Source organism: Comamonas sp. JC664 (assembly GCF_042647185.1).
Genome location: NZ_JBHRUZ010000009.1, coordinates 1 through 24977, shown reverse-complemented (window position 1 = coordinate 24977; position 24977 = coordinate 1). Strand labels below are relative to the sequence as shown.

Here is a 24977-nt window from a genome sequence, read left to right as displayed (position 1 = left end):
AACCCGAGCTGCGCGCGCTGTGGGAAAAGGAACTGGGCGAGATGCGCGTGCGTATCAAGGAAATGCGCCAGAAGCTGGTCGACGGCCTCAAGGCCGCTGGCGTGAAGCAGGACATGGGCTTCATCACCACCCAGATCGGCATGTTCTCGTACTCGGGCCTGAGCAAGGACCAGATGGTACGCCTGCGCTCCGAGTTCGGCGTCTACGGCACGGACACGCGGCATGTGCGTGGCTGCGCTCAACAGCAAGAACATCGAGCACGTCTGCGCATCGATCGCCAAGGTCGTCGCCTGAGCGCATAGCCGCTCTGCAGCCTGAGCCCGTTGAGGCCAGGCCAGCGAAAAGCAGCCCGCGCCCTTAGAACCTGTTCAATGTCTCCTCGCGCCGCGACAGTGTGTTTGCGGGATGGGATGCGAGGGGGGCGCCCAGCCGCGCAATACCGCAGCAATAGCCCAGCTATTGCGAGGATTTGCAACGACGCAGACCGCCCCTGCCCGGGCGGCCCTAGCCGGGCGCCCGCAAAGCCACTGTCCCTAAGGGTTGGAGTGAAATCGGGCGATTTCTTCGCGCTGGCCCTTGCTTGCACCCCGGTGCAAGCTGCGGACCAGCCCTTCGAACTCATCCCGATTGCACTCCAACGCGGTTGCGTAGAGACTTTGAACAAGTTCTTAGCGGCGCCGGCTGCTTTTTTCATGCGCATGACAGCGCCAGTTCACCGTTGTTTATGACGTAAAGCCGCGGGATTTGAAGCCTTCTCCTACAAACGGCCTTAAAGTGCCTTGGTACGCTTCAGGCGTATTGGCCAGGGCCGCCTCAACCGAGGCGCTGGCGTTCACAGCTCAACGGAGAACTACGCATGTCCATCATTGGAACCATTTTCATCGGCCTGATTGTTGGCCTCATTGCACGCGCCATCAAGCCTGGGGACGACAAGATGGGCTGGATCATGACCATCCTCCTAGGCATTGCCGGCTCGCTGCTGGCCACTTACGCCGGCGTGGCGATGGGCTGGTACCAGGAAGGCCAGGCCGCTGGCTGGATTGCCTCCGTCGTCGGCGCCATCATCTTGCTGGTGATCTACGGCCTGGTGCGCAAGCGCTAAGCACCCGGCAGCCTGCGCCAGCCGGGACCACCCGCTGCCGCAGGTTTTTTTCCGCTTTTGACCTCACTCCCGAACATCCATGAAACTTGGACGCAAGCCCGCCCCTCTCCGCACTGCAACTGGCCGCCCAGACGGGCAACCCTGCGCTGCTGGAGGCGGTTGAGCAGTCCCAGAAGCTGCTGCACCGCAAAGCCTTGATGGCCGCCCTGGCCAGCGCCACGCCGGTGCCCGGGCTCGACATGGCGGTCGATGCAGCCCTGCTGTCGCGGCTGATTCCGCAAATCAGCAATTACTTTGGTCTGAGCGACGAGCAGATTGCGCGCCTGACCCCTGCCAAACGCGCCAAGGTGCAAAACACCGTCAACATGCTCGGCGGTGTGCTGGTGGGCAAGCTGATCACCAAGGATGTGATCCTGCGCGGCGCCAAGGCGCTGGGCATGCGCCTGACGGTGCAGCAGGCCAGCAAATATGTGCCGATTGCCGGCCAGGCGGTGTCGGCTGCCCTGGGCTACGCCACCTTGCGCTACCTGGGCGAGCAGCACCTGCGCGACTGCGTGCGCGTGGCGCATGAAGCGGGGATTGTGCTGCCGGTGGTATATGCGCCTGCGCTGGACCAGGACAAGCACTAAATCTGCGCCAGACTGGCTCGGCGCTGCGCCGCGCGCCAGTGCATTTCTCCCTCCCCTCCAACGCCTGCGCCATGCCGCTCCAGCAGCTGCACGCTGCCACGGGTTAAAATGCCGCATGCTTATAGATTTTGAAGAATCCCAGCTGGTGCTGGTTGACTACCAGGAAAAACTGATGCCCGCCATTTTTGATGGCGCGCAGGTGTTGAAAAACGCCACGCTCCTGGCCCAGGTAGCCCAGCAGCTGCAGGTGCCCGTGTTTGGTACCGAGCAAAACCCAGCAAGCTCGGCCCCAATGCGGCGCAGCTGCGTGGCCTGTGCAACAAGACCTTGGCCAAGATGTTTTTCAGTGCAGTGCCGGAAGGCCTGAACGAATGGCTGCGCCCTCCCGCCAAACCCCAGGGCGGCAATGCCCGCAGCCTGCCCAAGCACCTGCAAAAGCCCCAGCAAGCCGCGCCTGAGCGCAACAGCATCATCATTGCCGGCTGCGAGGCCCATGTCTGCCTGCTGCAAACTGCGCTGGAGCTGCTCGAAGACGAGTTTGATGTCTGCGTGGTCACCGACGCCTGCAGCAGCCGCACCGAGCGCAACCGCGATGCCGCCTTTGACCGCCTGGCCGGCGCCGGCGCCGAGTTGGTCACCACCGAGATGGTCATCTTCGAATGGCTGCGCAGTTGCGAGCACGAAGACTTCCGCGATATCTTGCAGATGGTCAAGTAAGACCTTGCTGGAGCCTGCCCAGCAAGTCGCCCACCCAGGCTGCCAGGAGGCAGCCTTTTTAACGCCAGTACCCGCGCCGCTTTTATATATATATAGCGGGGGGCGCATGACTGAGACCCTACCCCACGGCGCAAACCAGACAACCAGCACCGCGCAGGCAACAAAAAAGCCTCCCGAAGGAAGCTTGGTTCGCTTGCAGCGCCTGACGCACAGGGCAAGGCGCTCAGTTCACACGCATATTGGCCTTGGACATCACGCGGCCGATCAGGTCCTGCGCTTCCGCACCATCGAGGTTGACCTGCTGCATCAGCTTGGTACGCGCCTCATCGCTCAGCTCTACCCGGCGGGCGCCGTCAAAGCGCTTTTCCCAGTAGGCAATATCCATGCTCTCGACCCGAACGGTCTTGCCAGTGCGGGGCGAGTGGATGAACTTGCCATCGCCCATATAGATCCCCACATGGCTGAAAGCCCGGCGCATGGTGTTGAAGAACACCAGATCACCGGGCTTGAGCTCCGCTTTATCAATCTTGTCGGTCGCAGCCGCCTGCTCTTCTGCGCGGCGCGGCAGGATCTTGCCCCAGCTCTCCGCATACACGGCGCGTACCAGACCACTGCAATCAAAAACCGTCTCTGCGCTGTTACCGCCACGGCGGTAAGGCACGCCAATGAGGCTCAGCGCATTGCTGATCAGCACATTGGCCTGGTCCTTGACCTGGTGATGCACCGAATCGAGCTTGGACAGACTGCTTTGGCCAATGCCCAGCAGCAAATCCAGATCGGATGGCTTGTGTTCGCTCTCGGGGCGGCATGTGCGCTGACAGACGCGGCGACGATGAGGGTGCAAATCCATTTCGGTGACATAGCGGGCGACTTTAGCACGGTTTATTTTGAAGACAATTCATAAATATGTAACAAAATCCAAACCAGTTATTCCCCAAATTACCGGGGTTTTCCCGTGGAATTTTGCGAAATTATGCATGAGCTCAGGCTCAAGTACTCCTAACTAATTGTTTTTATTGATTTTCTGCAATTCATCAAGCTTTCACACAGAACCCTTGGTTGTTTCTATATGCAACCATAGTTACTACGCCAGAGACTGTAAAGATATTCCTACAGGCCTGCGGCGCAGCTCCGGCTTTCGCTTGTTGACAGTTATGCAAGAGTCATGCCATCAAGGCCTCTAGCTGCATCGCCTCATGGGTAGCGAGTAGGCCTATGCAAGGGTGGGCACGATGCAGTACAAAGCAGCAATCCTGCCCACTTTCCTCAGGTCCTGCAATGCTCATCCACGGCGCATGCCACTGCCAAGCGGTTCGCTTTACCGCCTTGATCGATCCTGCCCAGGTCAGCGTATGCCATTGCAGCGACTGCCAAGTGCTGTCGGGCGCGCCGATGCGGGCGATTGTCAGCGCCGCGATCGCCGATTTCTCGCTGCAAGGCATGATCCATACCTATACCAAGACCGCGCAAAGCGGCCAGCGCCGCGACCAGGTCTTCTGCCCCGTCTGCGCAACGCCACTGTATGGCTGCGCCGCGCAGAACCCGGAGTTCGTGGTGATCCGCCTGGGCTGCGTGGAAGAGCGCGCGCAGCTGCCGCCACAGCGGCAGATCTGGAGTGCATCAGCGATGCCCTGGCTGGCTGACTGCGTGGCGCCATCCGGGGCGGCATGAGCCCTGCAGAGTTGCTGCAGGCCGCACCCTGGGTCTGCGACAATCACGGAATGCCTCGCCAGTTTGAATTTGCCGACTCCGAAATCAGCCGCATCCACCGCACTTCCGAAGGCTGCAACATCGAATTCTCAGCCGCGCTGATCAGCGAGCGCCAGGGGATCGAGACCCAGCGCCGCTACAGCAATGGTCTGCGCCTGGTGCTGAACCCCTGCCCGCCCGCGCTCGCGCATGAAGCGCAAGCCTTTGGCTTGCTGGCCAGCGGCTGGCTGCAGCTGGGCGAGCAACGGCTCAGCACGCTGCCAGTGCCCAGCGATTTTCAGGCAGAGACGCTCTGCCTGCAGCTGCAGTTTGCCAATGGGCTGCAATTGCAGCTGGGCGGCAATAGCCTGCGCTGCGAAGCCAGCGCGCAGGCCCTGCAGGTGGAGCTGCTGGCATGCTGAAGCCGCAGCGCCCAAGGTCTTGGTCAGTGGCTGCCTGCTGGGCCAGCCCGTGCGCTATGACGGCAGCCACAAAAGGGCGCAACACACAGTGCTCGATCGCTGGCTCGCGCAGCAGCAGGTGGTCAGCCTCTGCCCCGAGATGGCCGCAGGCCTGCCAACGCCCCGATTGCCAGCCGAAATCGTTGGTGGCACCAGCATCGCGGTGCTGCGCCATGCAGCCCAGGTGCGCGACAGCGCGGGCAACGATGTGACTGCCGCCTTTTTGCACGGCGCCCAATTGGCACTGCAACTGGTGCAGCGCCATGGCATCCGCGTCGCGGTACTCAAGGAGTTCAGCCCTACATGCGGCTCCAGCCAGGTCTATGACGGGCAGTTTGCCGGCCGCACCGTGCCCGGCGAAGGCCTGGCCTGCAGCCTGCTGCGCCAGGCCGGCGTCGCTGTCTTCAGCGAGAACCAATGGGACGAAGCCGCAGCGCACCTGGAGGCCTATGCTGCTTGAAGGCACCTTACAATCCTGGAACGACGAGCGCGGCTTTGGCTTTATCGCCCCGATGGCGGCGGCCCCCAGGTGTTTGTGCATATCTCCGCCTTCCAAAACCCTGCCGCCCGGCCCCAAGCCCGCCAGCGGCTGAGCTATGTGCTGGACAAGCCCGCAGGCGACAAACCCCGGCCAGCCGCGCCCGCGTGCTGGGCGCGGGCGCACCAGGCGCAGCGGCATCGCCCGCTTCGCATACCGCACGCCCACGGGCCGCAGCTGCGCGCACTCAGCGCCAGGCTACCAGTGCCGCCAGATCAGGCCCATCCGGCGGGGCAGCCCTGCTGCTGATCCCCACATTGGCGATTCTGCTGCTGGGATTGGGCCTGTGCTTTGGCTCCACCTGGCGCGCTGCAGGCTGGTATGTGTTGGCCTCGCTCGTCACCTTTGCCTGGTATGCCTGGGACAAGGCTGCCGCGCAGCAGGGGCATTGGCGCACCCCTGAAAAGCATTTGTGGCTGCTGGGTTTGCTGGGCGGATGGCCGGGGGCCTTGCTGGCCCAGCGCTGGCTGCGCCACAAATCCAGCAAGCGGGATTTTCTGCAGGTGTTCTGGCTGACGGTGTTGCTCAACCTGGTGGCGCTGTGCCTGCTGTTTTCGCCGCTGGGCCAGCGATTCGGGCTGCCGACGTTCTGATGCCCAATCAGGCCTAAACAGCCAGCTGCCTGATCTGCGCGGCCAACTCGCCAATGCGCGCGTCCGACAGGTCATCCGTCTGCAGGCTTTGGCGCGAATCCCAGTGGGCAAAGTTGCGCGCCTGGCTGCGCTCGTAATGCGGGTCGTAGTGCAGGTCCATCAACTCGGCAAACAGCGGCGCGAGCTCGCCTTGCGCTGCCCAGCCTTGCCAGCGGCCGACCACCTCCTTGCCCTGCAGATCCTTGAGATAGCCCAGCTTGGTGGCCAGCACACCGGCATCGGCACCCAGGTAGGCATAGTCGCGCAGCAGATAGTCCAGGCGCGCCTGCGCTGAGGCCTGCACTTCGATGACGGGTGCCTGGCGCATATGCTCGACCAGCGCCATCGGCACGGAGATGCGGCCGATCTTGGCGCTTTCGCCTTCGATAAACACCGGGCGCTCCAGATCGAACTGGCCGATCTGCGTGGCCAGCAAGGTCTCGAAGTGCTTCTGGCTCGGCTGCTCTACACCAGGCAGCTGGCCCAGCAGCGAGCCCTTGTGGCTGGCATAGCCTTCCAGGTCAATCACCTGCGCGCCCTGCTCGGCCAGCGCATGAAGCACCCGCGTTTTGGCGCTGCCGGTGGCGCCACACAGCACCTGCAAGCGCAGGCGCGGTACCAGTGACTCCAGCCGCTCGATCACATGGCCGCGAAAGCCCTTGTAGCCGCTGCCAGCTGCTGCGCATCCCAGCCCACCAGGCGCAACCAGGTCACCATCGAGCCGCTGCGCAGGCCACCGCGCCAGCAATAGACCAGCGGCTTCCAGTTCGCGGGCCGGTCATGGAAGGTATCGTGCAGGTGGCGCGCCAGATTGGCGCTCACATAGGCAGCGCCCAGGCGCTTGGCCTCAAAGGGGCTGACTTGCTTGTAGATGGTGCCGATCTGGGCGCGTTCTTCGTTGCTGAGCACCGGCAGTTGATCGCCCCGGGGATATGGTCGAGTGCGAACTCGGCAGGGGAGCGGGCGTCGACGATGGTGTCAAACTTGTGGATGTCGCTGATGCGAACAGGCTGGCGATGGGACATAAGGCAGATGCTGGCAGCGAAGTGCCAGTCCAAGGATCAGGGCAAGTGCCGCAGACAACCCAGAGGTTGTGCGGCCACTGCGCAGAGTGATCGAGCCTCGATACAGCCATCGCAAGCCGGTGCGGTCGGTTGACCAGCGCCGGGCCTGCGCTGCGCGAAAAAAGTGATTATCCCATGGCAGCGTGGGCTGTTGTGGGTGGTGCACGGCTAGTGGTGCACGGCGAGTGGCGCACGGCTAGTGGCGCGCGGCCAGCGGCGCGCGGCCAGCGGCCTCAGCCGTCTACCGGATTCGCCGGCGTTTGCAAAAGCAATTGGTACAAGGCCAGGTCCAGCCATCTCCCAAATTTAAAGCCCACCTGGGGCATCAGGCCGACCGACTTGAAACCCAGCCGTTCATGCAAGGCGATCGAGCCGGCATTTGCCGCATCGATGGCGCCGACCAGCGCATGCACATCGTGCTTGCGCGCCTCGTCAATGATGGCCTCCATCAGCTGCAGACCCAGGCCCTGGCCGCGCTGATCGGCGCGCACATAGACCGAATGCTCCATCGTGTACTTGTAGGCGGGTAGGCGCGGAAGGCACCATAGCTGGAAAAACCCAGCAACTCGCCGGCGGCATCCTCGATGCCGATCACCGGTAGCCGCCTTGCAGCTTGGTATCAAACCAGGTACGCATATGGCCCGCATTGCGCGGCTGGTAGTCATACAGCGCCGTGCTGTTGACAATGGCGTCGTTCAGAATCGCCAAAATTGCTGGCGCATGCCGGTCATGGGTACAGCGCACCCAGTGTCTCTCAGTCATCGATCTCTCCAGGAAAAACTACAGGCAAGGCGGGCAGGAGGCGCCCAGCGCCGCTAGCGCCAGCAAATAGCGGGCGGACTCGGTGCCGGGGTTGCTAAATACCAGGGTTTGGTTGAGCACCATCGCCAGGCAGTCTCCCGCCTGCAAATGCCAGCTTTGCGTGCCCAGGCTCAGCTGCAGCTCGCCTTGCAGCAGCCACAGCTGCTGGTGCAGCGGCTGGCTGCGCAGGCCGTTGTCAAAGGCCACGCGCTGGCCGGGCGGAAACACCACCTCCACCATCTCGAACGGCGCAGGAAACCCCACCGGGCTCAGCTGCCGGCGTTCATAGCCGGTGGCAGGATCACGCCAGCGCGGCTGGACAGCTGCGCGCGCCAGGGGCTGGGGCGCTTGCGCCTGGCGCTCATCGGCAAACAGCGCTGCCAGCGGCACCTGCAAGGCCTGGGCGAGCTTGCCCAGCACGGCGGCGGTGGCGCTGGTCTGCCCACGCTCAATCAGTGAAATCATCGAGCGGCTGACACCGCTGCGCTGCGCCAGCACCTCCAAGGTGTAGCCACGCTGTTTGCGCAGGGTGCGCACCTTGGCAGAGAGCAACTCGTCAACCGTCATGAATCCACTTTATCAGAAATTAATTCCTATATATTGGATTTTTTAGCGGTACGCGGATAGTGCCACCTGGCAAGTGGCGCACTGGGTGAGAGAGACATGCTGCGGGCGCTTTAAGAACTGTTCAATGTCTCCTCGCGCCGCGACAGTGTCTTTGCGGGATGGGATGCTAGGGGGGCGCCCAGCCGCGCTATTGCGAGGATTTGCAACGACGCAGACCGCCCCTGCCGGGCGGCCCTCGCCGGGCGCCCCTTCCCGGCAGCGCAAAGCCACTGTCCCGAAGGGTTGGAGTGAAATCGGGCGATTTCTGCGCGCTGGCCCTTGCTTGCACCTCGGTGCAAGCTGCGTTCCATCCCTTCGAACTCATCCCGATTGCACTCCAACGCGGCTGCGTAGAGACTTTGAACAGGTTCTAAGGAATTTGGCGGCGCAACGCCTCGAAGAACAAGGTGGACTGCAGGCGCTCACCATTGGCCTGCTCGGCCACACGCGCGGCCAGCGCCGGATCGCAGGGCGCCAGCGGCACGCCGGTCGATTGCGCCAGCACCTGGGCCTGGCAGGCGCGCTCCAGGTAGTACAGATCGTCAAACGCATAGTCCATGCGCTCACCGCAGACGATGATGCCGTGGTTGCCCAAAAAGCTGATGTCCGCGCCCTGCATGGCCTGCGCAATGCGCTCGCCTTCGCGGTCGTCGAGCGCAAAACCGTTGTACTGGGCGTCAACTGCCAGGCGGCCATGGAAGCGCATGGCGTTCTGGCTCAAGGTGGTGTCCAGCGCGCGCTGCGCCGTCAAGGTCAAGGCCGTGGCATAAGGCATGTGGGTGTGCAGTACGCAGGTCTTGCGCGCAATGCGGTGCACGGCAGCATGGATGAACATCGCGTGGGCTCGACCACATGGCCGCCCGCCACCACGGCCCCCTGCGCGTCCACCATCACCACATCGTCCGCCTGGATCTCGCCCCACATCAGGCCGCGCGGGTTCAGCAAGAAATGCTGGCCATCGGGCAGCGCCATGCTGAAATGGTTGCACACGCCCTCACCCAGGCCAAAGTGTGCAGCAGCACGCAAGGCCAGCGCCATGTCCTCGCGCATGCGCAGCACATCGGGGCGGATAAACAGGGGGTGGGAAAGATCGGCAGGCGCAAAGGGAGCGTTCATGGGACGGGGGGAATCGAATGGAATCTGCGCAGTATGTCGTCTGAGCACTGGCCCGGCAATGGGGAAAGCGACAGCAACCACCCGCACGCAAAAAAGCCCGCCATCGATCGATGGGCGGGCTCGCTTGTGCAGCACCAGCGCGCAAGGGCTGGGTAGCTGCGCTTATTGGATCAGGTTGACGCCGGTCTTGGACTGCACATCGTCAAAGCTCACTTCGGGGGCCAGCTCAACCACCTTCAGGCCTTCGGGCACCACATCAAACACACCCAGGTCGGTAATGATGCGGTCCACCACGCCCACGCCAGTCAATGGCAGGGTGCAGTCCTTCAAGATCTTCAGGTCGGTGGTGCCGTCCTTCTTCTTGGCCACATGTTCCATCAGCACGATGACGCGCTTGACGCCGGCGACCAGGTCCATCGCGCCGCCCATGCCCTTGACCATCTTGCCTGGAATCATCCAGTTGGCCAGGTCACCCTTTTCGGACACCTGCATGGCGCCCAGGATGGACAGGTTGATCTTGCCGCCACGGATCATCGCAAAGGACTGGTCCGAGCTGAAGATGGACGAGCCGGCAATTGTGGTCACCGTCTGCTTGCCGGCATTGATCAGGTCGGCGTCGATGGCTTCTTCCGTTGGGAAGGGGCCGATGCCCAGCATGCCGTTTTCCGATTGCAGCCACACTTCCTTGTCACCGGTGTGGTTGGCCACCAAGGTAGGAATGCCGATACCGAGGTTCACATAGAAGCCGTCTTCCAGCTCTTGCGCCGCACGTGCGGCCATTTGGTCTTGGGTCCAAGGCATGACTGGCTCCTTAGTGCTTTTCGGTGATGGTGCGCTTTTCGATGCGCTTCTCGGGGGTGGCGTTGAGCACCAGGCGGTGCACATAGATGCCCGGCAGATGGATCTCGTCGGGCTTCAAGGCGCCCACTTCGACAATCTCCTCGACCTCGACGATGCAAACCTTGCCGCAGGTGGCTGCTGCCGGGTTGAAGTTGCGTGCCGTCAGGCGGAACTGCAGGTTGCCGCTCTTGTCCGCGCGCCAGGCCTTGACCAGCGACACGTCAGCGACGATGGAGCGCTCCATCACATAGGTTTCGCCGTCAAACTCGCGCAGCTCCTTGCCTTCGGCCACTTGCGTGCCCACACGGTCTTGGTGAAGAAGGCGGGGATGCCGGCGCCGCCAGCACGCATCTTCTCGGCCAGGGTGCCTTGCGGGGTGAATTCCAGCTCCAGCTCGCGGCCAGGTACTGGCGCTCGAACTCTTGTTTTCGCCCACATAGGACGCAATCATCTTCTTGATCTGGCGCGTCTCCAGCAGCTTGCCCAGGCCAAAACCATCGACACCGGCATTGTTCGATGCCACCGTCAGGTCCTTGACACCGCTGTCGCGCAGCGCTTCGATCAAGGCCTCGGGAATCCCGCAAAGGCCAAAGCCGCCCACGGCCATTAACTGCTTGTCTGCCACCACGCCTTTGAGCGCGTCCGCAGCACTGGGGTAGATCTTGTTCACACTTGTCTCCTGATAAGAAGGGCTTGTATCGCCAATCAAGCATACTACGTATTAGGATACGTAGTATTTCGTAAAGGGGACAATTTTTGCCATGGCAGTGACACCACTCGACTACCGACAAGCCTTCGAAATGGCGCCTGTGGGCCTGGTGGTGTCCCACCGGCGGGTCATGATCGACTGCAATGAGCAGGTCTGCGACATGTTCCGCACCTCGCGCGAGCTGATGATGGGCCAGTCCTTTCAGATCCTCTACCCCAGCGCCGACGAGTTCGAGCGCCTGGGCCGCCGCATCGCCCCCATCATGGGCACGCATGGCCTGTACTCGGACAACCGCATCATGAAGCGCGCCAATGGCGAGATGTTCTGGTGCCACGTGATGGGCCGCGCCTTCAACCGCGAGGACCCGCATGAAGGCGGCGTCTGGAGCTTTGAGGACCTGAGCGCGCTGCGCCCGGTGCGCGCCGAGCTCACGGCCCGCGAGCGCGAAGTGGCCGCCCATCTGCTCGAAGGCATGACCAGCAAGGAAATTGGCCGAGGCCTGGGCATCAGCCACCGCACGGTCGAGATCTACCGCACCCGGCTGATGCGCAAATATGGCGCAGATTCATCGGCCGAGCTGGTGCAAAAGCTGCTGGCCGGGGGCAGCTCGCTCGACATCGTGCTGGGACCGGACGATATCTGAACCCGGCACAAGAACTTGCTCGGCGCTGCCGAGCAAGGTTCTTTCAGTGCAGCTTCATGCGGCCCGATACGCGCTGCTGCAGCAAACGGGCCAGCGCCAGCACCGCCGTCTTGCCGGTGCCCAAAATGGCGCGGTGGTGCATCAGGTGCAAGGACATATACATCCACTTGGCAATGAGGCCCTGCACAAAAAAGTTCTTGCCCGAGAGCCCTCCCATCAGATTGCCCACGCCCTTGTTGTCGCCCAGCGAGACCAGCGAGCCAAAGTCCTGGTAGACAAACACTTCGTTGAACGAGCGCTGCTTGAGCGCGGCAAACAGCAGCTTGCACAAATAGCTGCCCTGCTGGTGCGCGGCTTGGGCGCGGGCCGGCACAGTCTTGCCTTCGGTCCAGGTGGCAGCGGCGCAGTCACCCATCGCATAGATGCGGCTGGCACTGGTGCGCAGGTGGTCATCGACGACAAACTGGTTGATACGGTTGACTTCCAGCCCCAGGCGCGCATTGCTGTCGGCGGCCTTGATGCCTGCGGCCCAGACGATCAGATCGGCCGGCACCTCGCCGTTGGACGTGATCACCTGGCCCTGCGCCAGCGACTGCACACGCGTGCCGGTCATCACCCGCACGCCCTTGCGCTCCAGCGCCACACGGGCCTGCTCCGAGATACGGGGCGGCAGCCCGCCCAGAATCCGCTCGCCGCCTTCGATCAGGCTGATATCGAGCCGGAAGCGCTGGCTGTCCGACAGGCTCTCGAGCAGCATCTGGTGCGCCTCGATCAGCTCGGCCGACAGCTCCACACCCGTGGCACCGGCGCCCACAATGGCGACCGCCAGCGAGCGCGGCTCGGCATACGAGGCATGGGCACAGGCGCCAAGCCAGTCGGCATGGAAGCGCTGCGCATCGCGCACGCTCTCGAGCAGATAGGCATGCTCGATACCTGGGGTGCCAAAAGAATTGGAGCCACTGCCCATCGCCAGCACCAAATGCTGGTAGCTGATGACGCGCTCGGGCACCACCTGCTTGCCCGCATCGTTGATGACCGGCGCCAGCACAATGCTTTGCTTGGCGGCATCGAGCCCCATGCATTCGCCCATCGCAAAGCTGAAATGGTTGCGGCGCGCCAGCACGGTGTAGGACAGGCCTTCCTGGTGCGCATCGAGCGTGCCCGCTGCCACTTCGTGCAAGGTGGGCTTCCAGATGTGGAAAGGCATTTTGTCCACCAGCAAGACCCGCTCGCGCCCTTCGCGCGCACCCAGTTTGCGCCCCAGTTGTGCGGCCAGTTCCAGTCCACCTGCACCGCCGCCCACAATCACCACGTCATAGTGCATGTACGATTCCTCAAAAGATGGCTGCCATTGTTGACCATTGCCAGATTTTCTGCACCTGAGCGCCTGGATTCACAATGAAAATCCAAGGCATTCCCCACCATCGCAGCAAGGCCCACCATGCTTGAACAGATCGCTGACAACCTCTGGAGCGCCACCCAACAGATCAGCGTGCACGGCCTGCCCGTGCGCACCCGCATGACCGTGGTGCGCCTGCCCGGCGGCGCACTGTGGCTGCATTCGCCCATTGCGCCCGCGCCCACGCTGCGCGCAGCCTTGGATGCACTGGGCGACGTGCGCTGGATCGTCGCCCCCAACCGCATGCACCACCTGTTTGCCGGTGCATGGCAGGCGCATTACCCGCTGGCAGCGCTATGGGGGCACCGGGCCTGGCGGCCAAGCGCCCGGACCTGCCCCAGCTGCACAGCCTGGACCAGGCATTGCCGGCAGCCTGGCAAAACAGCCTGCAGATGCAGCCCTTTGCAGGCCTGCCCATCCTGAATGAATGCGTCTGGCTGCACCAGCCCAGCGCCAGCCTGGTCGTGACCGATGTGCTGCAGTACTACCCGCAGGATTTTTCGCTGTCGGCGCGCCTGTTCAACAGCCTCAATGGCACGCGCAGCCGCCTGGCCATGCCGCGTGCACTGCGCTTTGCGATTCGGGACCGGACAGCGGCCAGCGCGGCGGCAGCGCGCATCTGCGCCTGGCCGGTGCAGCGTCTGGTGCTGGCCCATGATGCGCTCATCACTGAAGACGCTCAGCAGCAACTGAATCAGGCGCTGGCGTTTTTGCTGAGCGACAAGCCCTGAACAGAAGATCACTCAGGACACCCGAAAACTCTCCAGGTGGATGCTGGTCTCGCTGTTGCTGATGCCCTTGATCAGCCGGATGCGCTCGAGCACCTGCGACAGCGCCTCCAGGCTGGCCACCTGCAGCTCGGCGAGCAGATCCCAACGGCCATTGGTGCTGTGCAGCGCCGCCACCCCGGGCTCGCCCAGCAGGGATGCCATCACGCGCCGCGTGTCATTGCCGGTGATCTCGATGCTCATCCAGGCGCGCAGCACATCGGGCTGCACATCCGGGCGCAGGCGCACGCTGTAACCCACGATCAGGCCCTCGCGCTCCAGGCGGTCCATGCGGTTGGTAACGGTGCCGCGCGACACGCCCAGCTTGCCCGCCAAGGTGGCCACGCTCTCGCGCGCATTCTGGCGCAGCAGGCTGATCAAGGCTTGGTCAATATTATCGATATGCACAACACGGCCTGACTAATTGCTCTGGATCCTGTCATTTTCTACCATTTTTTGCACTTTGCTTTATAGCCGCTTGGACAGACACTGGTTACAGCCGCTGCAGCTGCGCCTTTTGGTGCGCGCAGCGGGCATGCCATAACGCAAAACCAGGAGCCATCATCATGACAACCCATCCAGGCCAAGTTGACTTTCTCAGCACCGATGCCGCCGCCACGCTGGTGCAACGTGTCGGCCTGACCGAGCTGCTGCGCGGCCTGGTCAGCGCGCTGGAGCAGGACTTCTCGCGCTGGCAAGACTTTGACAAGACCGCGCGCCTGCCCACCACACGCCCGATGGCGTGATGGAATTGATGCCAGTGGGCGATGCCAGCCACTTTGCTTTCAAATATGTCAATGGCCACCCCAAAAATCCACAGCAGGGCATTGCGTCCATCATGGCCTTTGGTGCCTTGATGCGCAGCGACACCGGCGCGCCCATTTTGCTGAGCGAGTTGACCTTGACCACCGCCTTGCGCACTGCGGCCACTTCGGTGATGGCCGCCAAGCTGCTGGCACGGCGCAGCAGCCGCAGCATGGCGCTGATTGGGAACGGCTCACAGAGCGAATTCCAGGCCCTGGCCTTTGTCCGCCTGCTGGGCATTCAGTCGCTGCGCCTGTTTGATATCGACCCTGCCGCCACCGACAAGCTCATCCACAACCTGCAAACCCAGTTGCCCGGACTGCAACTGCAGCGCTGCAAGAACGCGGCCGAGGCTGTGCAAGGCGCCGATATCGTCACCACGGTTACTGCCGACAAGACCAATGCCACCATCGTCAGCCGCGCGATGGTCGAGCCGGGCATGCACCTGAACGCCGTGGGCGGCGACTGCCCGGGCAAAACCGAGCTGGACGCGGCGATTCTGCTGGACGCCAAGGTCTTCGTCGAATTTGCGCCGCAAAGCCGTATCGAAGGCGAGATCCAGCATATGCCCGAGGACTTTGCCGTCACCGAGCTGTGGCAGGTGCTGCGCGGCGAGCAAGCGGGCCGCCAGCACGAGGACGAAATAACAGTATTCGACTCGGTCGGCTTCGCGCTGGAAGACTACACCGCCTTGCGCTATATGCATGCGCTGGCCCGGAGCACCAGCTGTTGCAACCGCTGGCCCTGCTGCCACAATTGCGCAATCCCAAAAACCTGTTCGCGCTGCTGCTGCCGCCCGACGTCCCCCATCACGACCACGAACAAGCCCACTGCCATGCCATCCAGCCTGACCTCCTTCGCTCGCCCTCCACCGCCCTCAGTCTGATCGGCGTGCCCACCGACATCGGTGCCGGGCGCCTGGGCGCCGCGATGGGGCCGGATGCCTTGCGCGTAGCGCAACTGGGGCCCGCCTTGGCAGAGCTGGGCTGCGAGGTGCGCGACCTGGGCAACCTGGCGGGCCCGGCCAACCAGCGCAAGCCGCGCGATGCCGAGCATGGCAATCTGCGCAACTTTGGCGAAGCCGTCGCCTGGAACCGGGCGGTGCATGACGCCGTGCACGGGCAGCTGGCAGCAGGCCGCATGCCCTTGATGCTGGGCGGCGACCACAGCCTGGCGGTCGGCTCGATCAGCGCCGTGGCCCGCCACTGCCGCGACACCGGCAAGCGCCTGTTTGTGCTCTGGCTCGATGCCATGCGGACTTCAACACGCCCGAGACTTCTCCCTCGGGCAATATCCACGGCATTCCGGTGGCCTGCCTCGCAGGCCTGGGCCCGCGCGAGCTGACGCACCTGGCCGGTTTTGCACCGGCGCTGGGCCCGCAGTCGCTGTGCCAGATCGGGCTGCGCAGTGTCGATGCGCAGGAAAAGCACTTGATCAAGACCCACAACATCGATGTGTTTGACATGCGCGCCATCGATGAGCTGGGTATGCGCGAGACCATGCTACGCGCACTGGCACCGCTGGCCGGTTGCGATCCCAGCCAGACCCATCTGCACCTGAGCTTTGATGTGGATTTTCTCGACCCCGAGATTGCACCGGGCACAGGAACCACCGTGCGCGGCGGCCCCAACTACCGCGAAGCGCAGCTGTGCATGGAGATGATTGCCGACACGGGCCTGCTCGGCTCGATCGACATCGTCGAGCTCAACCCGGCGCTCGACCTGCGCAACCAGACCGCCGAGCTGGTGGTGGACCTGGTGCAAAGCCTGTTTGGCAAAAGCACCCTGGTCAAGGATATGCGCAGCTGATCACAGCAGGGGCCAGCGCGCTCCTGCACACTGCGCTTCAGAGAAGCATTCTTGTAGTCATTGTCTGACAGCACCGATTCATGCAGCGGTGCTGTAATGGCGCATGTCTGCACTGGTCTTGCGCAGGTGCTGTCCACCCGCTCGCGGCGCCTGTGATTTTTCTCAATCACCGCGTTGCGGATATTCAATCAGCGCAAGCGTGTGGGCAGCACCAAGGCGTTCATAATCAAAAAACATGGAATCCGGTATATTCATCGGAATTTCCTTTCATCGGATACCCCCGCGGTATCTGGCGTCCCGTCAGCTTGAACCGGAGAACCCCCCATGACCACAGAATCCAAGTGCCCCTTCCACAGCGCCACTGCACGCAACAGCGAAACGGCAGCCCAAGGCAATGGGACGACCAGCCAAAGCTGGTGGCCCAACCAGCTGCGTGTGGACCTGCTCAGCCAGCACCACCGGCCAACAACCCTTTGGGCGCAGACTTTAACTACGCCGACGAATTCAAGAAGCTCGATTACGAGGCCGTCAAGCGCGACCTGCGCGCGCTGATGACCGACTCGCAAGACTGGTGGCCGGCCGACTTTGGCCACTATGGCCCGCAGTTCATCCGCATGGCCTGGCATGCCGCTGGCACCTACCGCGTGCAGGATGGCCGGGGCGGCGCAGGCCGTGCGCAGCAGCGCTTTGCGCCGCTCAACAGCTGGCCGGACAACGTCAATATCGACAAGTCGCGCCGCCTGCTGTGGCCCATCAAGCAAAAATACGGCAACCAGTTGTCCTGGGGCGATCTGATGATCCTGTGCGGCAACGTCGCGCTGGAGACCATGGGCTTTCGCACCTTTGGTTTTGCAGGTGGCCGCGTCGACACCTGGATGCCTGACCAGGATGTGTACTGGGGCGCCGAGAAGGAATGGCTGGCCACCAGCGACAAGGCAACAGCCGTTACAGCGGTGAGCGTGACCTGGAAAACCCCTCGCTGCCGTGCAGATGGGCCTGATCTATGTGAACCCCGAAGGCCCCGATGGCAATGGCGACCCGATCTCGGCGGCGCGCGACATCCGCGAGACCTTTGCCCGCATGGCCATGGACGACGAAGAGACTGTCGCGCTGATCGCTGGCGGCCACACCTTTGGCAAGACCCATGGCGCTGCGGAGGCGAGCCATGTGGGCGCCGAGCCCGAGGCCGATGGCATCGAAGCCCAGGGCCTGGCTGGACCAGCAGCTTTGGCTCGGGCTCGGGGCGCGATGCGATCACCTCCGGCCTTGAAGTGACCTGGACGCAGACCCCCGCGCAGTGGAGCAATTTCTTCTTCGAGAACCTGTTCAAGTACGAATGGGTGCAAGAGAAAAGCCCCGCCGGTGCGATCCAATGGGTGGCCAAGGATGCCCCGACGTCATCCCCGACGCGCATGGCGGCCCCCACAAAAAGCCCACCATGCTGACCACCGATCTGTCGCTGCGCCAGGACCCGGCTTACGAAAAGATCTCGCGCCGCTTTCTGGAAAATCCCCAGGCCTTTGCCGAAGCTTTTGCCCGCGCCTGGTTCAAGCTCACCCACCGCGACATGGGCCCGCGCAGCCGCTACCTGGGCCCCGAAGTGCCCCGCGAAGAGCTGGTCTGGCAAGACCCGATCCCGGCCGTCAGCCATCCGCTGGTCAATGCCGATGATGTGGCCAGCCTCAAGGCGCAGGTCCTGGCATCGGGCTTGAGCGTGCAGGAGCTGGTGGGCACTGCGTGGGCTTCGGCCTCGACCTACCGCGGCTCAGACATGCGCGGCGGCGCCAATGGCGCCCGCATCCGCCTGGCTCCGCAAAAGGACTGGGAAGTGAACCAACCCGAGCAACTGGCCAAGGTACTGGGCGTGCTCGAAGGCATTCAGCGCAGCTTCAACAAGGCCGCTGATGGTGACAAGCGTATCTCGCTGGCCGACCTGATCGTGCTGGCCGGCAATGCCGGTGTGGAGAAGGCCGCTGCCGATGCCGGTGTGCCCACCACCGTGCCCTTCCACCCCGGCCGCAGCGATGCAACGGCCGAGCAGACCGATGCCGCATCCTTCCAGTACCTCGAGCCCAAGGCCGATGGTTTTCGCAACCACCTGCAGGGCCGCTTTGCCGCGCCGGCCGAGGCACTGCTGATCGACAAGGCCCAGCTGCTGACCTTGACCGCGCCGGAGCTGACCGTACTGGTCGGCGGCCTGCGCGCCATCAACATCAACACCGCTGGCAACCCGCAAGGCGTGCTGACGGCCAAGCCCGGCACCTTGAGCAATGACTTCTTTGTGCACCTGCTGGACATGGGCACGCAATGGAAGGCCCAGGACGACGGCAGCTTTGTCGGCGTGGACCGCAAGAGCGGTGCCCAGCGCTGGACGGCCAGCCGCGTCGATCTGGTCTTTGGCTCCAATGCGATCCTGCGCGCCGTGGCCGAAGTCTATGCCCAGACCGGTGCCAAGGAAAAAATGGTCAAGGATTTTGTCGCCGCCTGGACCAAGGTGATGGAGCTGGACCGCTTTGACCTGAAGTAAGCCGCCGCCATAAAAAGCCGCCCGCCCATCCCTGCCGCAGGGATGGGCGGGCATTTTTATGGCGGGCTGGCCTTGGCTGCTGCTGCGGCCAGCCATTTGCCGCTGGGCCAGCCGCCCGAGGCAACGGCCGCCGCCAGAATCTCGCGCAGCACGGCCAAGGTGGCGCGTACCGGCTTGGTCATGCTGCGGTTGGCGGCATAGGCCAGCGCAATCACCCGCTTGAGCTCGGGCTCGGTTCAACGGCGCGCCCTCCAACCTGCCGGCTGCCAGGTCGCTGACCACCGCAATCGGGGCAAGATGGTGTAGCCCAGGCCATCGATCACCACGCTGCGCTGCACCGGCAGCGCATCGGTCTCCACGCAGATGTTGAGCTGCAGGTTCTCCAGCGCGCAGGCATGCTCGACCAGCAGCCGGATGCCATGCGGGTTGCTGGGCAGCACCAGCGCCCGGCCCGCCATATCGGCCATGCGCACGGCCGTGGCACCAGCCATGCCGCAGCCCTTGGGGCCCAGGCCCCACAACTCCTCTTCGATGAGCGGCTCCAGCACCAGATCGGGGTGTTTCTCAGCCGCATACAGCAAGGCCACATCGACCTGGCCGCTCACCAGCCAGGGCCTGAGCGTGCCGGCGTAGGCGACCGTCAGGCGCAGCTTGATGCCCGGGTAGCGGCTGGCCAGCGCGGCGACCAGCGCGCTGGAGACCACATCGCAGGTGCTGGGCAAGAGGCCAATGGTGGACGAGACCCGTCACCTCGTCTTGCGTGCCCGCCAGTTGCAGCCGCGCTTTTTCCAGCTCGCCAAACGCGCGGCGTGCGTAGCTCGCCAGCTCCTGGCCCTGCTCGGTCAGCACCATGCCATGGCGCTCGCGCTCAAACAGCGCGCAGCCCAGGTCTTCCTCCAGCAGCTTCAGCTGGCGCGACACCGCCGGCTGCACCACATGCAGCAGCTCCGATGCGCGGGTCACGCTGCCGGTGTCGGCGACGGTCAAAAAGGCCTTGAGTTGCTTGAAATCCATGCTGCAGCCTCCTCGATCAGAATTGCGTGATAGTGATATCAAAAATGGTGATTATTCAAATCACATCATCACATTTATGATGCCTTCACTGGTTCACAAAACGGAAAGCATGATGAACGCCAAATCCCAACCCACCCTCCCTGGCAAAAGACAAAAGACATTTTTCAGGCCATCAAGGATGCGGCGTGCAGCAAGTGGCCTATGTGCCCGATGCCGGCCACGCCTATGTCATCAAGAGCGCGCGATTGCCGACCCCGAGATCACCGATGTGGCGCTGACCACCGAAGAAGAAGGCGTGGCCGTGGCCGCTGGCGCCTGGCTGGGCGGCCAGCGCGCGGTGCTCTGATGCAAAGCAGCGGTGTCGGCAACTGCATCAACATGTTCTCGCTGCTCAGCGCCGCCGACATCCCCTTTGTCACCATCGTCACAATGCGCGGTGAGTAGCCGAGTTCAACCCCTGGCAAGCGCCGATGGGCCGGGCCACGCAGGCCGCTATGGAGCTGATGGGCATCCATGTGATGCGCGTGCGCCGCCCCGAAGATGCGCAGGAGGTCGTCAGCGCGGCGCTCGATGGCGCCTTCATGGCCGGCGCCCGCATCGCCGTGTTGATTGGCCAGGACGTGATCGGCCGCAAGAAATGGGAGAGAAAGTAATGCAGACCGCGAGAATTCCGCCGCCATGGTCCGCCGCCTGTTTGTCGCGCGCCTGCTGGCCAAAACCACCGAGGCGCTGGTCGTCACCGGCCTGGGCTCGGCCTCCTACGATGTGTTTGCCGCCGGCGACCGTGACCCACAACTATACTTGGTGGGGCGCGATGGGCGGCGCCTCGTCGTGGGCGCTGGGCATTGCGCTGGCCCAGCCACACGCGCCCGGTAGTGGTCATCACCGGCGACGGCGAGCAGATGATGGGCATTGGCAGCCTGGCCACGATTGCCGCCAAGTCGCCCGCCAACCTCAGCATCGTCGTGCTGGACAACGGCCACTACGGCGAGACTGGCAAGCAAAAGAGCCATAGCAGCCTGGGCACCGACCTGGTGGCCGTGGCGCGCGGCTTTGGCATTGCCCAGGTGCAGCAGCTGCGCACCTTGGACCGAAGCCGATGCGCTGGCCGCGCATATCAACGCCCGCAAGGCCACCACCTTTGTGCAGGCGTTGATCCATGCCGATGAGCCGCCCCGCGCGCTGCCGCCGCGCGATGGCCCCTTCATCAAGAACCGCTTTCGCAGCGCGCTGGCCTGCAGCCGTTCTAGCCATAGCAGGGATGCCGCCCGGCATCCCTTCTAGCTCTATCCAGCTCCTCTCAGCACTAGCCAGCACCACCAGAGCTGCCCTCAGCCATCGAATGCCCTTTGCCATGAAACGCTACTCCCTTCAGATTGCCCGGCCTGGCCCAGCCCCCCGCCAGCGGCCAATGGATTGCCAGCCTCAACCCCTACACGGGTGAGGCCTGGGCTGAAATACCCGATGGCAGCGCCGCCGATGTCGATGCGGCCGTGCAGGCGGCGCACCAAGCCTTTAGCAGCGGCGCCTGGCCGCAGCTGAGCGCGACCGAACGCGGCGCATTGCTGCGCAAGCTCGCCACCTTGATCGAGCGCGATGCCGAGAAGTCGCCCGCACCGAAGTGATGGACAACGGCAAGCTGTTCGCCGAGATGCGCGGCAGCTTCAGTACATCCCGCAGTGGTTCCACTACTACGCCGGCCTGGCCGACAAGGTGCAAGGGCCACCTTGCCGCTGGACAAGAAAGGCTATTTCGCCTTTACCCGCCATGAGCCGCTGGGCGTAGTGGCTGCCATCACGCCCTGGAACTCCCCGCTGTTTCTGCTGGCCTGGAAGATTGCGCCGGCGCTGGCAGCCGGCTGCACGGTGGTGGTCAAGCCGTCCGAGTTCACCTCGGCCTCGACCCTGGAGTTTGCCGAGCTGTTCAATGAAGCTGGCTTTCCGCCCGGCGTGTTCAACGTGGTCACCGGCTATGGCGCGCAGGTGGGCAGCGCGCTGGTGGCGCACCCGCTGGTCGCCAAGGTCAGCTTCACCGGCTCCGATGTGACCGGCCGCGCGATCAACCAGGCGGCCGCCGGCCAGCTCAAGCAAGCCTCGATGGAGCTGGGCGGCAAATCGCCCAAACATCGTGTTTGCCGATGCCGATCTGGAGCAGGCCATGTATGGTGCTATCTCGGGCATCTTTGCCGCCCAGGGCAAACCTGTATCGCCGGATCGCGGGCTTTTGGTACAGCGCAGCATCCCGATGCCTTTGTCGAGCGCCTGGTGGCTTTTGCCGCCACCGCCCGCATGGGCGACCCGATGAGCCTGGAGACCCAGGTCGGCCCGGTCACACCCTGCCCCGGTTACGAGAAAGTGCTGTCCTATATCGCCATTGCCAAGGCCGAGGGTGCCGGGTGGTGCTGGGCGGTGCGAAAGCCAGCCGCGCCGAATGCGGCAAGGGCTGGTTCATTGAGCTACCATCCTCACCGGCGTGCACAACGGCATGCGCATTGCGCAGGAAGAGGTGTTTGGCCCGGTGCTGTCGGTGATCCCCTTTGACGACGAGGCCGATGCGCTGCGCATTGCCAACGATGTGCGCTTTGGCCTGGCCGCTGCCGTTTGGACTAGCGATTATCGGGGCGCGCCTGCGCATGTCCGAGCGCCTGCAGGCGGGCACCGTCTGGATCAAACCTACCGCGCCGTCAGCTTTATGGCGCCCCTTTGGCGGCTACAAGGATCGGGCCTGGGCCGCGAAAAACGGCCAGAGCGCGATCTACGAATACCTGCAGACCAAGTCGGTCTGGATCAATAGCGGAGCGACCACGAGCAACCCCTTTGTACTGCGTTAGTTCCCGCGCCTAGCAGGTGACACAGAGCACCGCAGGCCTTTCGTTTAAAACTCTAGGAGACAAACCATGAGAAAAGCACACGGCCCCCTGACTGCCGCGGCACTGGTACGGGCCGCCCTGCTCGCCACCGCGCGCAGGCCGCGCCCGACAAGGTCAAGATCGCTTCATCACCGACATGTCGGGCCTGTACTCGGACTTTGATGGGGCCCGGTGGTCTGGACGCGATCCGCTGGCCGTGGCCGATTTTGGCGGCGAGGTGCTGGGGCGCAAGATCGAGATATCACGGCCGACCACCAGAACAAGCCGACATCGCCGATCGAAGGCGCGCCAATGGTGGGATACGACAATGTCGACCTGATCATCGGAGGGTCGAACTGGCCGTGTCGCTGGCAATCAGCAACCTGTCCAAGGACAAGAAAAAGGTGTTCATCAGCGCCGGCGCAGGTGCCGATTCGCTGACCGAAGAGGCCTGCCAGCCCTATATGGTGCGCTACACCTACTCCACCTCAGCGCAGGCACGCGGCACGGCCGCCGCGCTGGTGGCCAGGGCTACAAGGACTGGTACTTCTCACGTCGGACTACGCCTTTGGCCACTCGATGGAGCAGGCCGCGATCAATGTGGTCAAGCAACCGGCGGCCAATGTGGTGGGCGCGATCCGCCATCCGCTCTGCACCTCCGATTTCTCGTCCTATGTGATGAAGGCGCAAAGCTCGGGCGCCAAGGTGATGGGCTCTGGCCAATGGCGGGGCGACACGATCAACGCCATCAAAACCGCCAAAGAGTTTGGCATCGACAAGAAGATGAAACGTGGCCGCGCTGATGGCCTTCATCACCGATATCCACAGCCTGGGCCTAGGCACCACCGGCGGCATGTTACCTGACCGAGGGCTGGTACTGGGACATGAGCGTGCCTCGCGCGCATTCTCCCAGCGCTTCAACGACAAGAACAAGAAGATGCCACACACCTTCCAGGCGGGTGACTACTGGCCACCACCACTTACCTGAGGCAGTGCAAAAGGCAGGCAGCACCGAGCCCGACCAGGTGATGGGCGCGCTCAAGTCGCTGCCCATCGATGACATGTTTGCCAAGGGCTACATCCGAGCCGATGGCGCCATGGTGCATGGACATGTACTGATGCAGGTGGAAAAAGCCGGCCGAATCGACCAAGCCCTGGGATACTACAGGTGGTCAGCACCATCCCGGGCGACAAGGCCTATGCACCGTCCAAGGAAGGTGCCTGCCCGCTACTCAAGCCTGCGGCCTGAAGCCCGGCTCGCGCTTTCCGACTGACTGCGCTGCGCGCCCACCAAGCGCGCAGCGCCACCTATTGCCTTGAGAGTGAGACATGAACGAGACCTGATCAATGGCCAGTGGCTGGCCGGCGCCAGCCACGATCCAAAGCGGGAACCCCTCTGACACCCGCGAAATGGTGTGCGAGTATGCGGCGGCCGATGCCCAGCAGATGCAGCAGGCCGTGGCCGCAGCGCGCGCCGCCTTTGGACGCTGGCAGCACACCACCACGCAGATGCGCTCGGACTTTTTGCAGCGCGTGTCCAACCAGATGATGGCGCAAAAGGAAAGCCTGGGCCTGCTGGTCTCGCGCGAAGCGGGCAAAACCTTGGCCGAAGGCCTGGGCGAGGTGGTGCGCGCCGCGCAGATCTTCCAGTTCTTTGCTGGCGAATGCCTGCGCTATGGCGGCGAGAGCCTGCCTTCGGTGCGGCCGGGGCATCGGCGTGCAGATCAGCCGCCATGCGCTGGGCGTTCGGCGTGGCTGATCCACGCCCTGGAACTTTCCGATCGCCATCCCCGCCTGGAAGATTGCCCCGGCGCTGGCCTTTGGCAACACCGTGGTGCTCAGCCCTCGGAATACTCGCCCGGCGTGGCCCATGCGCTCTTTCGCATTCTCGATGAGCAAGGCCTGCTGCCGGGCGTGGCAACCTGGTCAACGGCGCAGCGGCAAGCATGCGCGCAGGGGCTGCTGAGCGGCGTCGATGCGGTGTCGTTTACCGGCAGCGGCATGTGGGCCAGAGCATTGCGCAGACCGCCATCGGCGAGATGATCCGGCTGCAGCTGGAGATGGGTGGCAAGAAACCCGCTGGTGGTGCTCGATGACGCCGACCTGGATGTGGCCGTGGAATGCGCACTCAACGGCGCCTTCTACTCGGCCGGCCAGCGCTGCACGGCGTCGAGCCGCCTCATCGTCACCGAGCGGGCGCATGACCGCTTTCGTCGAGGCGCTGACGGCGCGCTTGCGTGCCATGGTCGTCGGCAACAGCCTG

The 24977-nt window shown here is 63.5% G+C and carries 29 protein-coding genes and 12 pseudogenes; 29 read left to right on the top strand and 12 right to left on the bottom strand.

The annotated features are described in order from the left end of the window. The 4 genes and pseudogenes from ACFODQ_RS01730 to ACFODQ_RS01715 all read left to right on the top strand — a co-directional run. Positions 1-294, top strand: a pseudogene (locus ACFODQ_RS01730) (aminotransferase class I/II-fold pyridoxal phosphate-dependent enzyme); the annotation flags it as partial. Between the two features lie 562 nt (positions 295-856). Beyond that, on the top strand, positions 857-1102 hold the full coding sequence (locus ACFODQ_RS01725; protein WP_116923983.1) for a GlsB/YeaQ/YmgE family stress response membrane protein: 246 nt from the start codon (positions 857-859) through the stop codon (positions 1100-1102). Between the two features lie 86 nt (positions 1103-1188). Continuing rightward, positions 1189-1731, top strand: coding sequence for a hypothetical protein (locus ACFODQ_RS01720; RefSeq protein WP_377014694.1), 543 nt, complete (start codon positions 1189-1191; stop codon positions 1729-1731). Between the two features lie 115 nt (positions 1732-1846). Further along, positions 1847-2448 (top strand): annotated as a pseudogene (locus tag ACFODQ_RS01715) (isochorismatase family protein). 223 nt (positions 2449-2671) lie between these two features. Here the strand turns inward: ACFODQ_RS01715 and ACFODQ_RS01710 are convergent. Further along, positions 2672-3309, bottom strand: a pseudogene (locus ACFODQ_RS01710) (C40 family peptidase). 465 nt (positions 3310-3774) lie between these two features. Here ACFODQ_RS01710 and ACFODQ_RS01705 point away from each other — a divergent pair. From ACFODQ_RS01705 to ACFODQ_RS01685, 5 genes are all read left to right on the top strand, one after another. Continuing rightward, complete coding sequence (locus ACFODQ_RS01705) at positions 3775-4119, top strand: GFA family protein (protein WP_377014692.1); 345 nt, start codon at positions 3775-3777, stop codon at positions 4117-4119. Then, entirely contained in the window at positions 4116-4559 is a 444-nt protein-coding gene (locus tag ACFODQ_RS01700) for a hypothetical protein (protein ID WP_377014690.1), read from the top strand. The genes ACFODQ_RS01705 and ACFODQ_RS01700 overlap by 4 nt, the downstream gene beginning before the upstream one ends. A gap of 19 nt (positions 4560-4578) precedes the next feature. Beyond that, complete coding sequence (locus ACFODQ_RS01695) at positions 4579-5058, top strand: DUF523 domain-containing protein (RefSeq protein ID WP_377014688.1); 480 nt, start codon at positions 4579-4581, stop codon at positions 5056-5058. Continuing rightward, entirely contained in the window at positions 5048-5191 is a 144-nt protein-coding gene (locus ACFODQ_RS01690) for a hypothetical protein (RefSeq protein WP_377014686.1), read from the top strand. The genes ACFODQ_RS01695 and ACFODQ_RS01690 overlap by 11 nt, the downstream gene beginning before the upstream one ends. Positions 5192-5459: 268 nt before the next feature. Then, complete coding sequence (locus ACFODQ_RS01685; protein WP_377014684.1) at positions 5460-5729, top strand: DUF1294 domain-containing protein; 270 nt, start codon at positions 5460-5462, stop codon at positions 5727-5729. Positions 5730-5742: 13 nt separating this feature from the next. Here the strand turns inward: ACFODQ_RS01685 and mnmH are convergent. The 6 genes and pseudogenes from mnmH to ACFODQ_RS01655 all read right to left on the bottom strand — a co-directional run bounded on the left by mnmH (position 5743) and on the right by ACFODQ_RS01655 (position 10865). Beyond that, positions 5743-6793: pseudogene (gene mnmH / locus ACFODQ_RS01680) on the bottom strand (tRNA 2-selenouridine(34) synthase MnmH). 272 nt (positions 6794-7065) lie between these two features. After that, positions 7066-7594: pseudogene (locus ACFODQ_RS01675) on the bottom strand (GNAT family N-acetyltransferase). An 18-nt stretch (positions 7595-7612) separates the two neighbouring features. Continuing rightward, on the bottom strand, positions 7613-8200 hold the full coding sequence (locus ACFODQ_RS01670; protein WP_377014682.1) for a helix-turn-helix domain-containing protein: 588 nt from the start codon (positions 8198-8200) through the stop codon (positions 7613-7615). Positions 8201-8609: 409 nt separating this feature from the next. After that, a pseudogene (locus tag ACFODQ_RS01665) lies at positions 8610-9289 on the bottom strand (aldolase). A gap of 228 nt (positions 9290-9517) precedes the next feature. Then, positions 9518-10156, bottom strand: a complete 639-nt coding sequence (locus ACFODQ_RS01660; protein WP_116923995.1) for a 3-oxoacid CoA-transferase subunit B — start codon at positions 10154-10156, stop codon at positions 9518-9520. 10 nt (positions 10157-10166) lie between these two features. Beyond that, positions 10167-10865, bottom strand: a complete 699-nt coding sequence (locus ACFODQ_RS01655; protein ID WP_377014680.1) for a CoA transferase subunit A — start codon at positions 10863-10865, stop codon at positions 10167-10169. Positions 10866-10962: 97 nt separating this feature from the next. Here ACFODQ_RS01655 and ACFODQ_RS01650 point away from each other — a divergent pair, with 97 nt between their 5' ends. Beyond that, positions 10963-11547 carry a LuxR C-terminal-related transcriptional regulator gene (locus tag ACFODQ_RS01650; protein WP_377014678.1) on the top strand — a complete coding sequence of 195 codons (585 nt, stop codon included), beginning with the start codon at positions 10963-10965 and terminating at the stop codon, positions 11545-11547. A 43-nt stretch (positions 11548-11590) separates the two neighbouring features. On the opposite strand, the gene ACFODQ_RS01645 is transcribed toward ACFODQ_RS01650, so the two are convergent. Further along, complete coding sequence (locus tag ACFODQ_RS01645) at positions 11591-12871, bottom strand: NAD(P)/FAD-dependent oxidoreductase (RefSeq protein WP_116923997.1); 1281 nt, start codon at positions 12869-12871, stop codon at positions 11591-11593. Between the two features lie 117 nt (positions 12872-12988). On the opposite strand from ACFODQ_RS01645, the gene ACFODQ_RS01640 reads away from it, so the two are divergent. Both ACFODQ_RS01640 and ACFODQ_RS01635 read left to right on the top strand, forming a co-directional pair. Then, a complete protein-coding gene (locus ACFODQ_RS01640; RefSeq protein ID WP_377014675.1) occupies positions 12989-13369 on the top strand; it encodes a DUF4336 domain-containing protein in 381 nt (126 codons plus the stop codon). Further along, entirely contained in the window at positions 13339-13677 is a 339-nt protein-coding gene (locus ACFODQ_RS01635) for a hypothetical protein (protein ID WP_377014673.1), read from the top strand. Before ACFODQ_RS01640 ends, ACFODQ_RS01635 begins: the two co-directional genes overlap by 31 nt. A 12-nt stretch (positions 13678-13689) precedes the next feature. Here ACFODQ_RS01635 and ACFODQ_RS01630 read toward each other — a convergent pair whose 3' ends face one another. Further along, the gene (locus tag ACFODQ_RS01630) at positions 13690-14115 is read right to left on the bottom strand and encodes an Lrp/AsnC family transcriptional regulator (RefSeq protein WP_116924455.1); all 426 of its coding nucleotides are present in this window, start codon (positions 14113-14115) and stop codon (positions 13690-13692) included. A gap of 164 nt (positions 14116-14279) precedes the next feature. On the opposite strand from ACFODQ_RS01630, the pseudogene ACFODQ_RS01625 reads away from it, so the two are divergent. The 3 pseudogenes from ACFODQ_RS01625 to katG all read left to right on the top strand — a co-directional run. Then, positions 14280-15336: pseudogene (locus ACFODQ_RS01625) on the top strand (ornithine cyclodeaminase); the annotation flags it as partial. Between the two features lie 21 nt (positions 15337-15357). Beyond that, a pseudogene (gene rocF / locus ACFODQ_RS01620) lies at positions 15358-16325 on the top strand (arginase). A gap of 324 nt (positions 16326-16649) precedes the next feature. Further along, positions 16650-18852: pseudogene (gene katG, locus ACFODQ_RS01615) on the top strand (catalase/peroxidase HPI). A 56-nt stretch (positions 18853-18908) separates the two neighbouring features. Here the strand turns inward: katG and ACFODQ_RS01610 are convergent. From ACFODQ_RS01610 to ACFODQ_RS01600, 3 genes are read right to left on the bottom strand one after another with little or no spacing between them, the layout of a single operon-like run. Continuing rightward, positions 18909-19067: a hypothetical protein gene (locus ACFODQ_RS01610; RefSeq protein ID WP_377014671.1), complete on the bottom strand. Its 159-nt coding sequence runs from the start codon at positions 19065-19067 to the stop codon at positions 18909-18911. A gap of 21 nt (positions 19068-19088) precedes the next feature. Further along, positions 19089-19529: a LysR substrate-binding domain-containing protein gene (locus tag ACFODQ_RS01605; protein WP_377014699.1), complete on the bottom strand. Its 441-nt coding sequence runs from the start codon at positions 19527-19529 to the stop codon at positions 19089-19091. Beyond that, on the bottom strand, positions 19417-19866 hold the full coding sequence (locus ACFODQ_RS01600; RefSeq protein WP_377014669.1) for a LysR family transcriptional regulator: 450 nt from the start codon (positions 19864-19866) through the stop codon (positions 19417-19419). The genes ACFODQ_RS01605 and ACFODQ_RS01600 overlap by 113 nt, the downstream gene beginning before the upstream one ends. Positions 19867-20044: 178 nt before the next feature. Here ACFODQ_RS01600 and ACFODQ_RS01595 point away from each other — a divergent pair, with 178 nt between their 5' ends. From ACFODQ_RS01595 to ACFODQ_RS01530, 14 genes and pseudogenes are all read left to right on the top strand, one after another. Beyond that, on the top strand, positions 20045-20212 hold the full coding sequence (locus tag ACFODQ_RS01595) for a hypothetical protein (RefSeq protein ID WP_377014667.1): 168 nt from the start codon (positions 20045-20047) through the stop codon (positions 20210-20212). Between the two features lie 124 nt (positions 20213-20336). Then, positions 20337-20519, top strand: a complete 183-nt coding sequence (locus tag ACFODQ_RS01590) for a hypothetical protein (RefSeq protein ID WP_377014665.1) — start codon at positions 20337-20339, stop codon at positions 20517-20519. A 25-nt stretch (positions 20520-20544) separates the two neighbouring features. Next, on the top strand, positions 20545-20742 hold the full coding sequence (locus ACFODQ_RS01585; RefSeq protein WP_377014663.1) for a hypothetical protein: 198 nt from the start codon (positions 20545-20547) through the stop codon (positions 20740-20742). Beyond that, positions 20742-21035: a thiamine pyrophosphate-dependent enzyme gene (locus tag ACFODQ_RS01580; RefSeq protein ID WP_377014661.1), complete on the top strand. Its 294-nt coding sequence runs from the start codon at positions 20742-20744 to the stop codon at positions 21033-21035. Before ACFODQ_RS01585 ends, ACFODQ_RS01580 begins: the two co-directional genes overlap by 1 nt. Beyond that, complete coding sequence (locus ACFODQ_RS01575; protein WP_377014659.1) at positions 21010-21150, top strand: hypothetical protein; 141 nt, start codon at positions 21010-21012, stop codon at positions 21148-21150. Before ACFODQ_RS01580 ends, ACFODQ_RS01575 begins: the two co-directional genes overlap by 26 nt. Before the next feature lie 92 nt (positions 21151-21242). Then, positions 21243-22406, top strand: a pseudogene (locus ACFODQ_RS01570) (aldehyde dehydrogenase family protein). Continuing rightward, a pseudogene (locus tag ACFODQ_RS01565) lies at positions 22351-22545 on the top strand (aldehyde dehydrogenase family protein); the annotation flags it as partial. The pseudogenes ACFODQ_RS01570 and ACFODQ_RS01565, both read left to right, overlap by 56 nt. Continuing rightward, positions 22499-22696 (top strand): aldehyde dehydrogenase family protein, encoded by a 198-nt coding sequence (locus tag ACFODQ_RS01560; RefSeq protein ID WP_377014657.1) that lies wholly within the window; start codon positions 22499-22501, stop codon positions 22694-22696. The pseudogene ACFODQ_RS01565 and the gene ACFODQ_RS01560, both read left to right, overlap by 47 nt. A gap of 175 nt (positions 22697-22871) precedes the next feature. Further along, positions 22872-23054: a hypothetical protein gene (locus ACFODQ_RS01555; protein WP_377014655.1), complete on the top strand. Its 183-nt coding sequence runs from the start codon at positions 22872-22874 to the stop codon at positions 23052-23054. Positions 23055-23293: 239 nt separating this feature from the next. Continuing rightward, on the top strand, positions 23294-23578 hold the full coding sequence (locus ACFODQ_RS01550) for an ABC transporter substrate-binding protein (protein WP_377014653.1): 285 nt from the start codon (positions 23294-23296) through the stop codon (positions 23576-23578). A gap of 20 nt (positions 23579-23598) precedes the next feature. Next, positions 23599-23988, top strand: coding sequence for an ABC transporter substrate-binding protein (locus ACFODQ_RS01545; protein ID WP_377014651.1), 390 nt, complete (start codon positions 23599-23601; stop codon positions 23986-23988). 73 nt (positions 23989-24061) lie between these two features. Then, positions 24062-24418, top strand: a pseudogene (locus tag ACFODQ_RS01540) (aldehyde dehydrogenase family protein); the annotation flags it as partial. Positions 24419-24494: 76 nt separating this feature from the next. After that, positions 24495-24680, top strand: coding sequence for an aldehyde dehydrogenase family protein (locus tag ACFODQ_RS01535; RefSeq protein WP_377014697.1), 186 nt, complete (start codon positions 24495-24497; stop codon positions 24678-24680). Between the two features lie 98 nt (positions 24681-24778). Continuing rightward, positions 24779-24977 (top strand): aldehyde dehydrogenase family protein (locus ACFODQ_RS01530; protein WP_377014649.1); only part of this gene is annotated, 199 nt, incomplete at its 3' end.

Excerpts from the sequence above, each read along its gene's own strand:
- ACFODQ_RS01660 (WP_116923995.1), bottom strand. The coding sequence starts at position 10,156 with ATGCCTTGGACCCAAGACCAAATGGCCGCACGTGCGGCGCAAGAGCTG.
- ACFODQ_RS01640 (WP_377014675.1), top strand. The coding sequence starts at position 12,989 with ATGCTTGAACAGATCGCTGACAACCTCTGGAGCGCCACCCAACAGATC.
- ACFODQ_RS01590 (WP_377014665.1), top strand. The coding sequence starts at position 20,337 with ATGGGCCGGGCCACGCAGGCCGCTATGGAGCTGATGGGCATCCATGTG.
- ACFODQ_RS01690 (WP_377014686.1), top strand. The coding sequence starts at position 5,048 with ATGCTGCTTGAAGGCACCTTACAATCCTGGAACGACGAGCGCGGCTTT.
- ACFODQ_RS01635 (WP_377014673.1), top strand. The coding sequence starts at position 13,339 with ATGCAGCCCTTTGCAGGCCTGCCCATCCTGAATGAATGCGTCTGGCTG.
- ACFODQ_RS01550 (WP_377014653.1), top strand. The coding sequence starts at position 23,294 with ATGGAGCAGGCCGCGATCAATGTGGTCAAGCAACCGGCGGCCAATGTG.
- ACFODQ_RS01700 (WP_377014690.1), top strand. The coding sequence starts at position 4,116 with ATGAGCCCTGCAGAGTTGCTGCAGGCCGCACCCTGGGTCTGCGACAAT.
- ACFODQ_RS01670 (WP_377014682.1), bottom strand. The coding sequence starts at position 8,200 with ATGACGGTTGACGAGTTGCTCTCTGCCAAGGTGCGCACCCTGCGCAAA.
- ACFODQ_RS01600 (WP_377014669.1), bottom strand. The coding sequence starts at position 19,866 with ATGGATTTCAAGCAACTCAAGGCCTTTTTGACCGTCGCCGACACCGGC.
- ACFODQ_RS01560 (WP_377014657.1), top strand. The coding sequence starts at position 22,499 with ATGTCCGAGCGCCTGCAGGCGGGCACCGTCTGGATCAAACCTACCGCG.
- ACFODQ_RS01645 (WP_116923997.1), bottom strand. The coding sequence starts at position 12,871 with ATGCACTATGACGTGGTGATTGTGGGCGGCGGTGCAGGTGGACTGGAA.
- ACFODQ_RS01555 (WP_377014655.1), top strand. The coding sequence starts at position 22,872 with ATGTCGGGCCTGTACTCGGACTTTGATGGGGCCCGGTGGTCTGGACGC.
- ACFODQ_RS01545 (WP_377014651.1), top strand. The coding sequence starts at position 23,599 with ATGAGCGTGCCTCGCGCGCATTCTCCCAGCGCTTCAACGACAAGAACA.
- ACFODQ_RS01585 (WP_377014663.1), top strand. The coding sequence starts at position 20,545 with ATGGTCCGCCGCCTGTTTGTCGCGCGCCTGCTGGCCAAAACCACCGAG.
- ACFODQ_RS01595 (WP_377014667.1), top strand. The coding sequence starts at position 20,045 with ATGCGGCGTGCAGCAAGTGGCCTATGTGCCCGATGCCGGCCACGCCTA.
- ACFODQ_RS01725 (WP_116923983.1), top strand. The coding sequence starts at position 857 with ATGTCCATCATTGGAACCATTTTCATCGGCCTGATTGTTGGCCTCATT.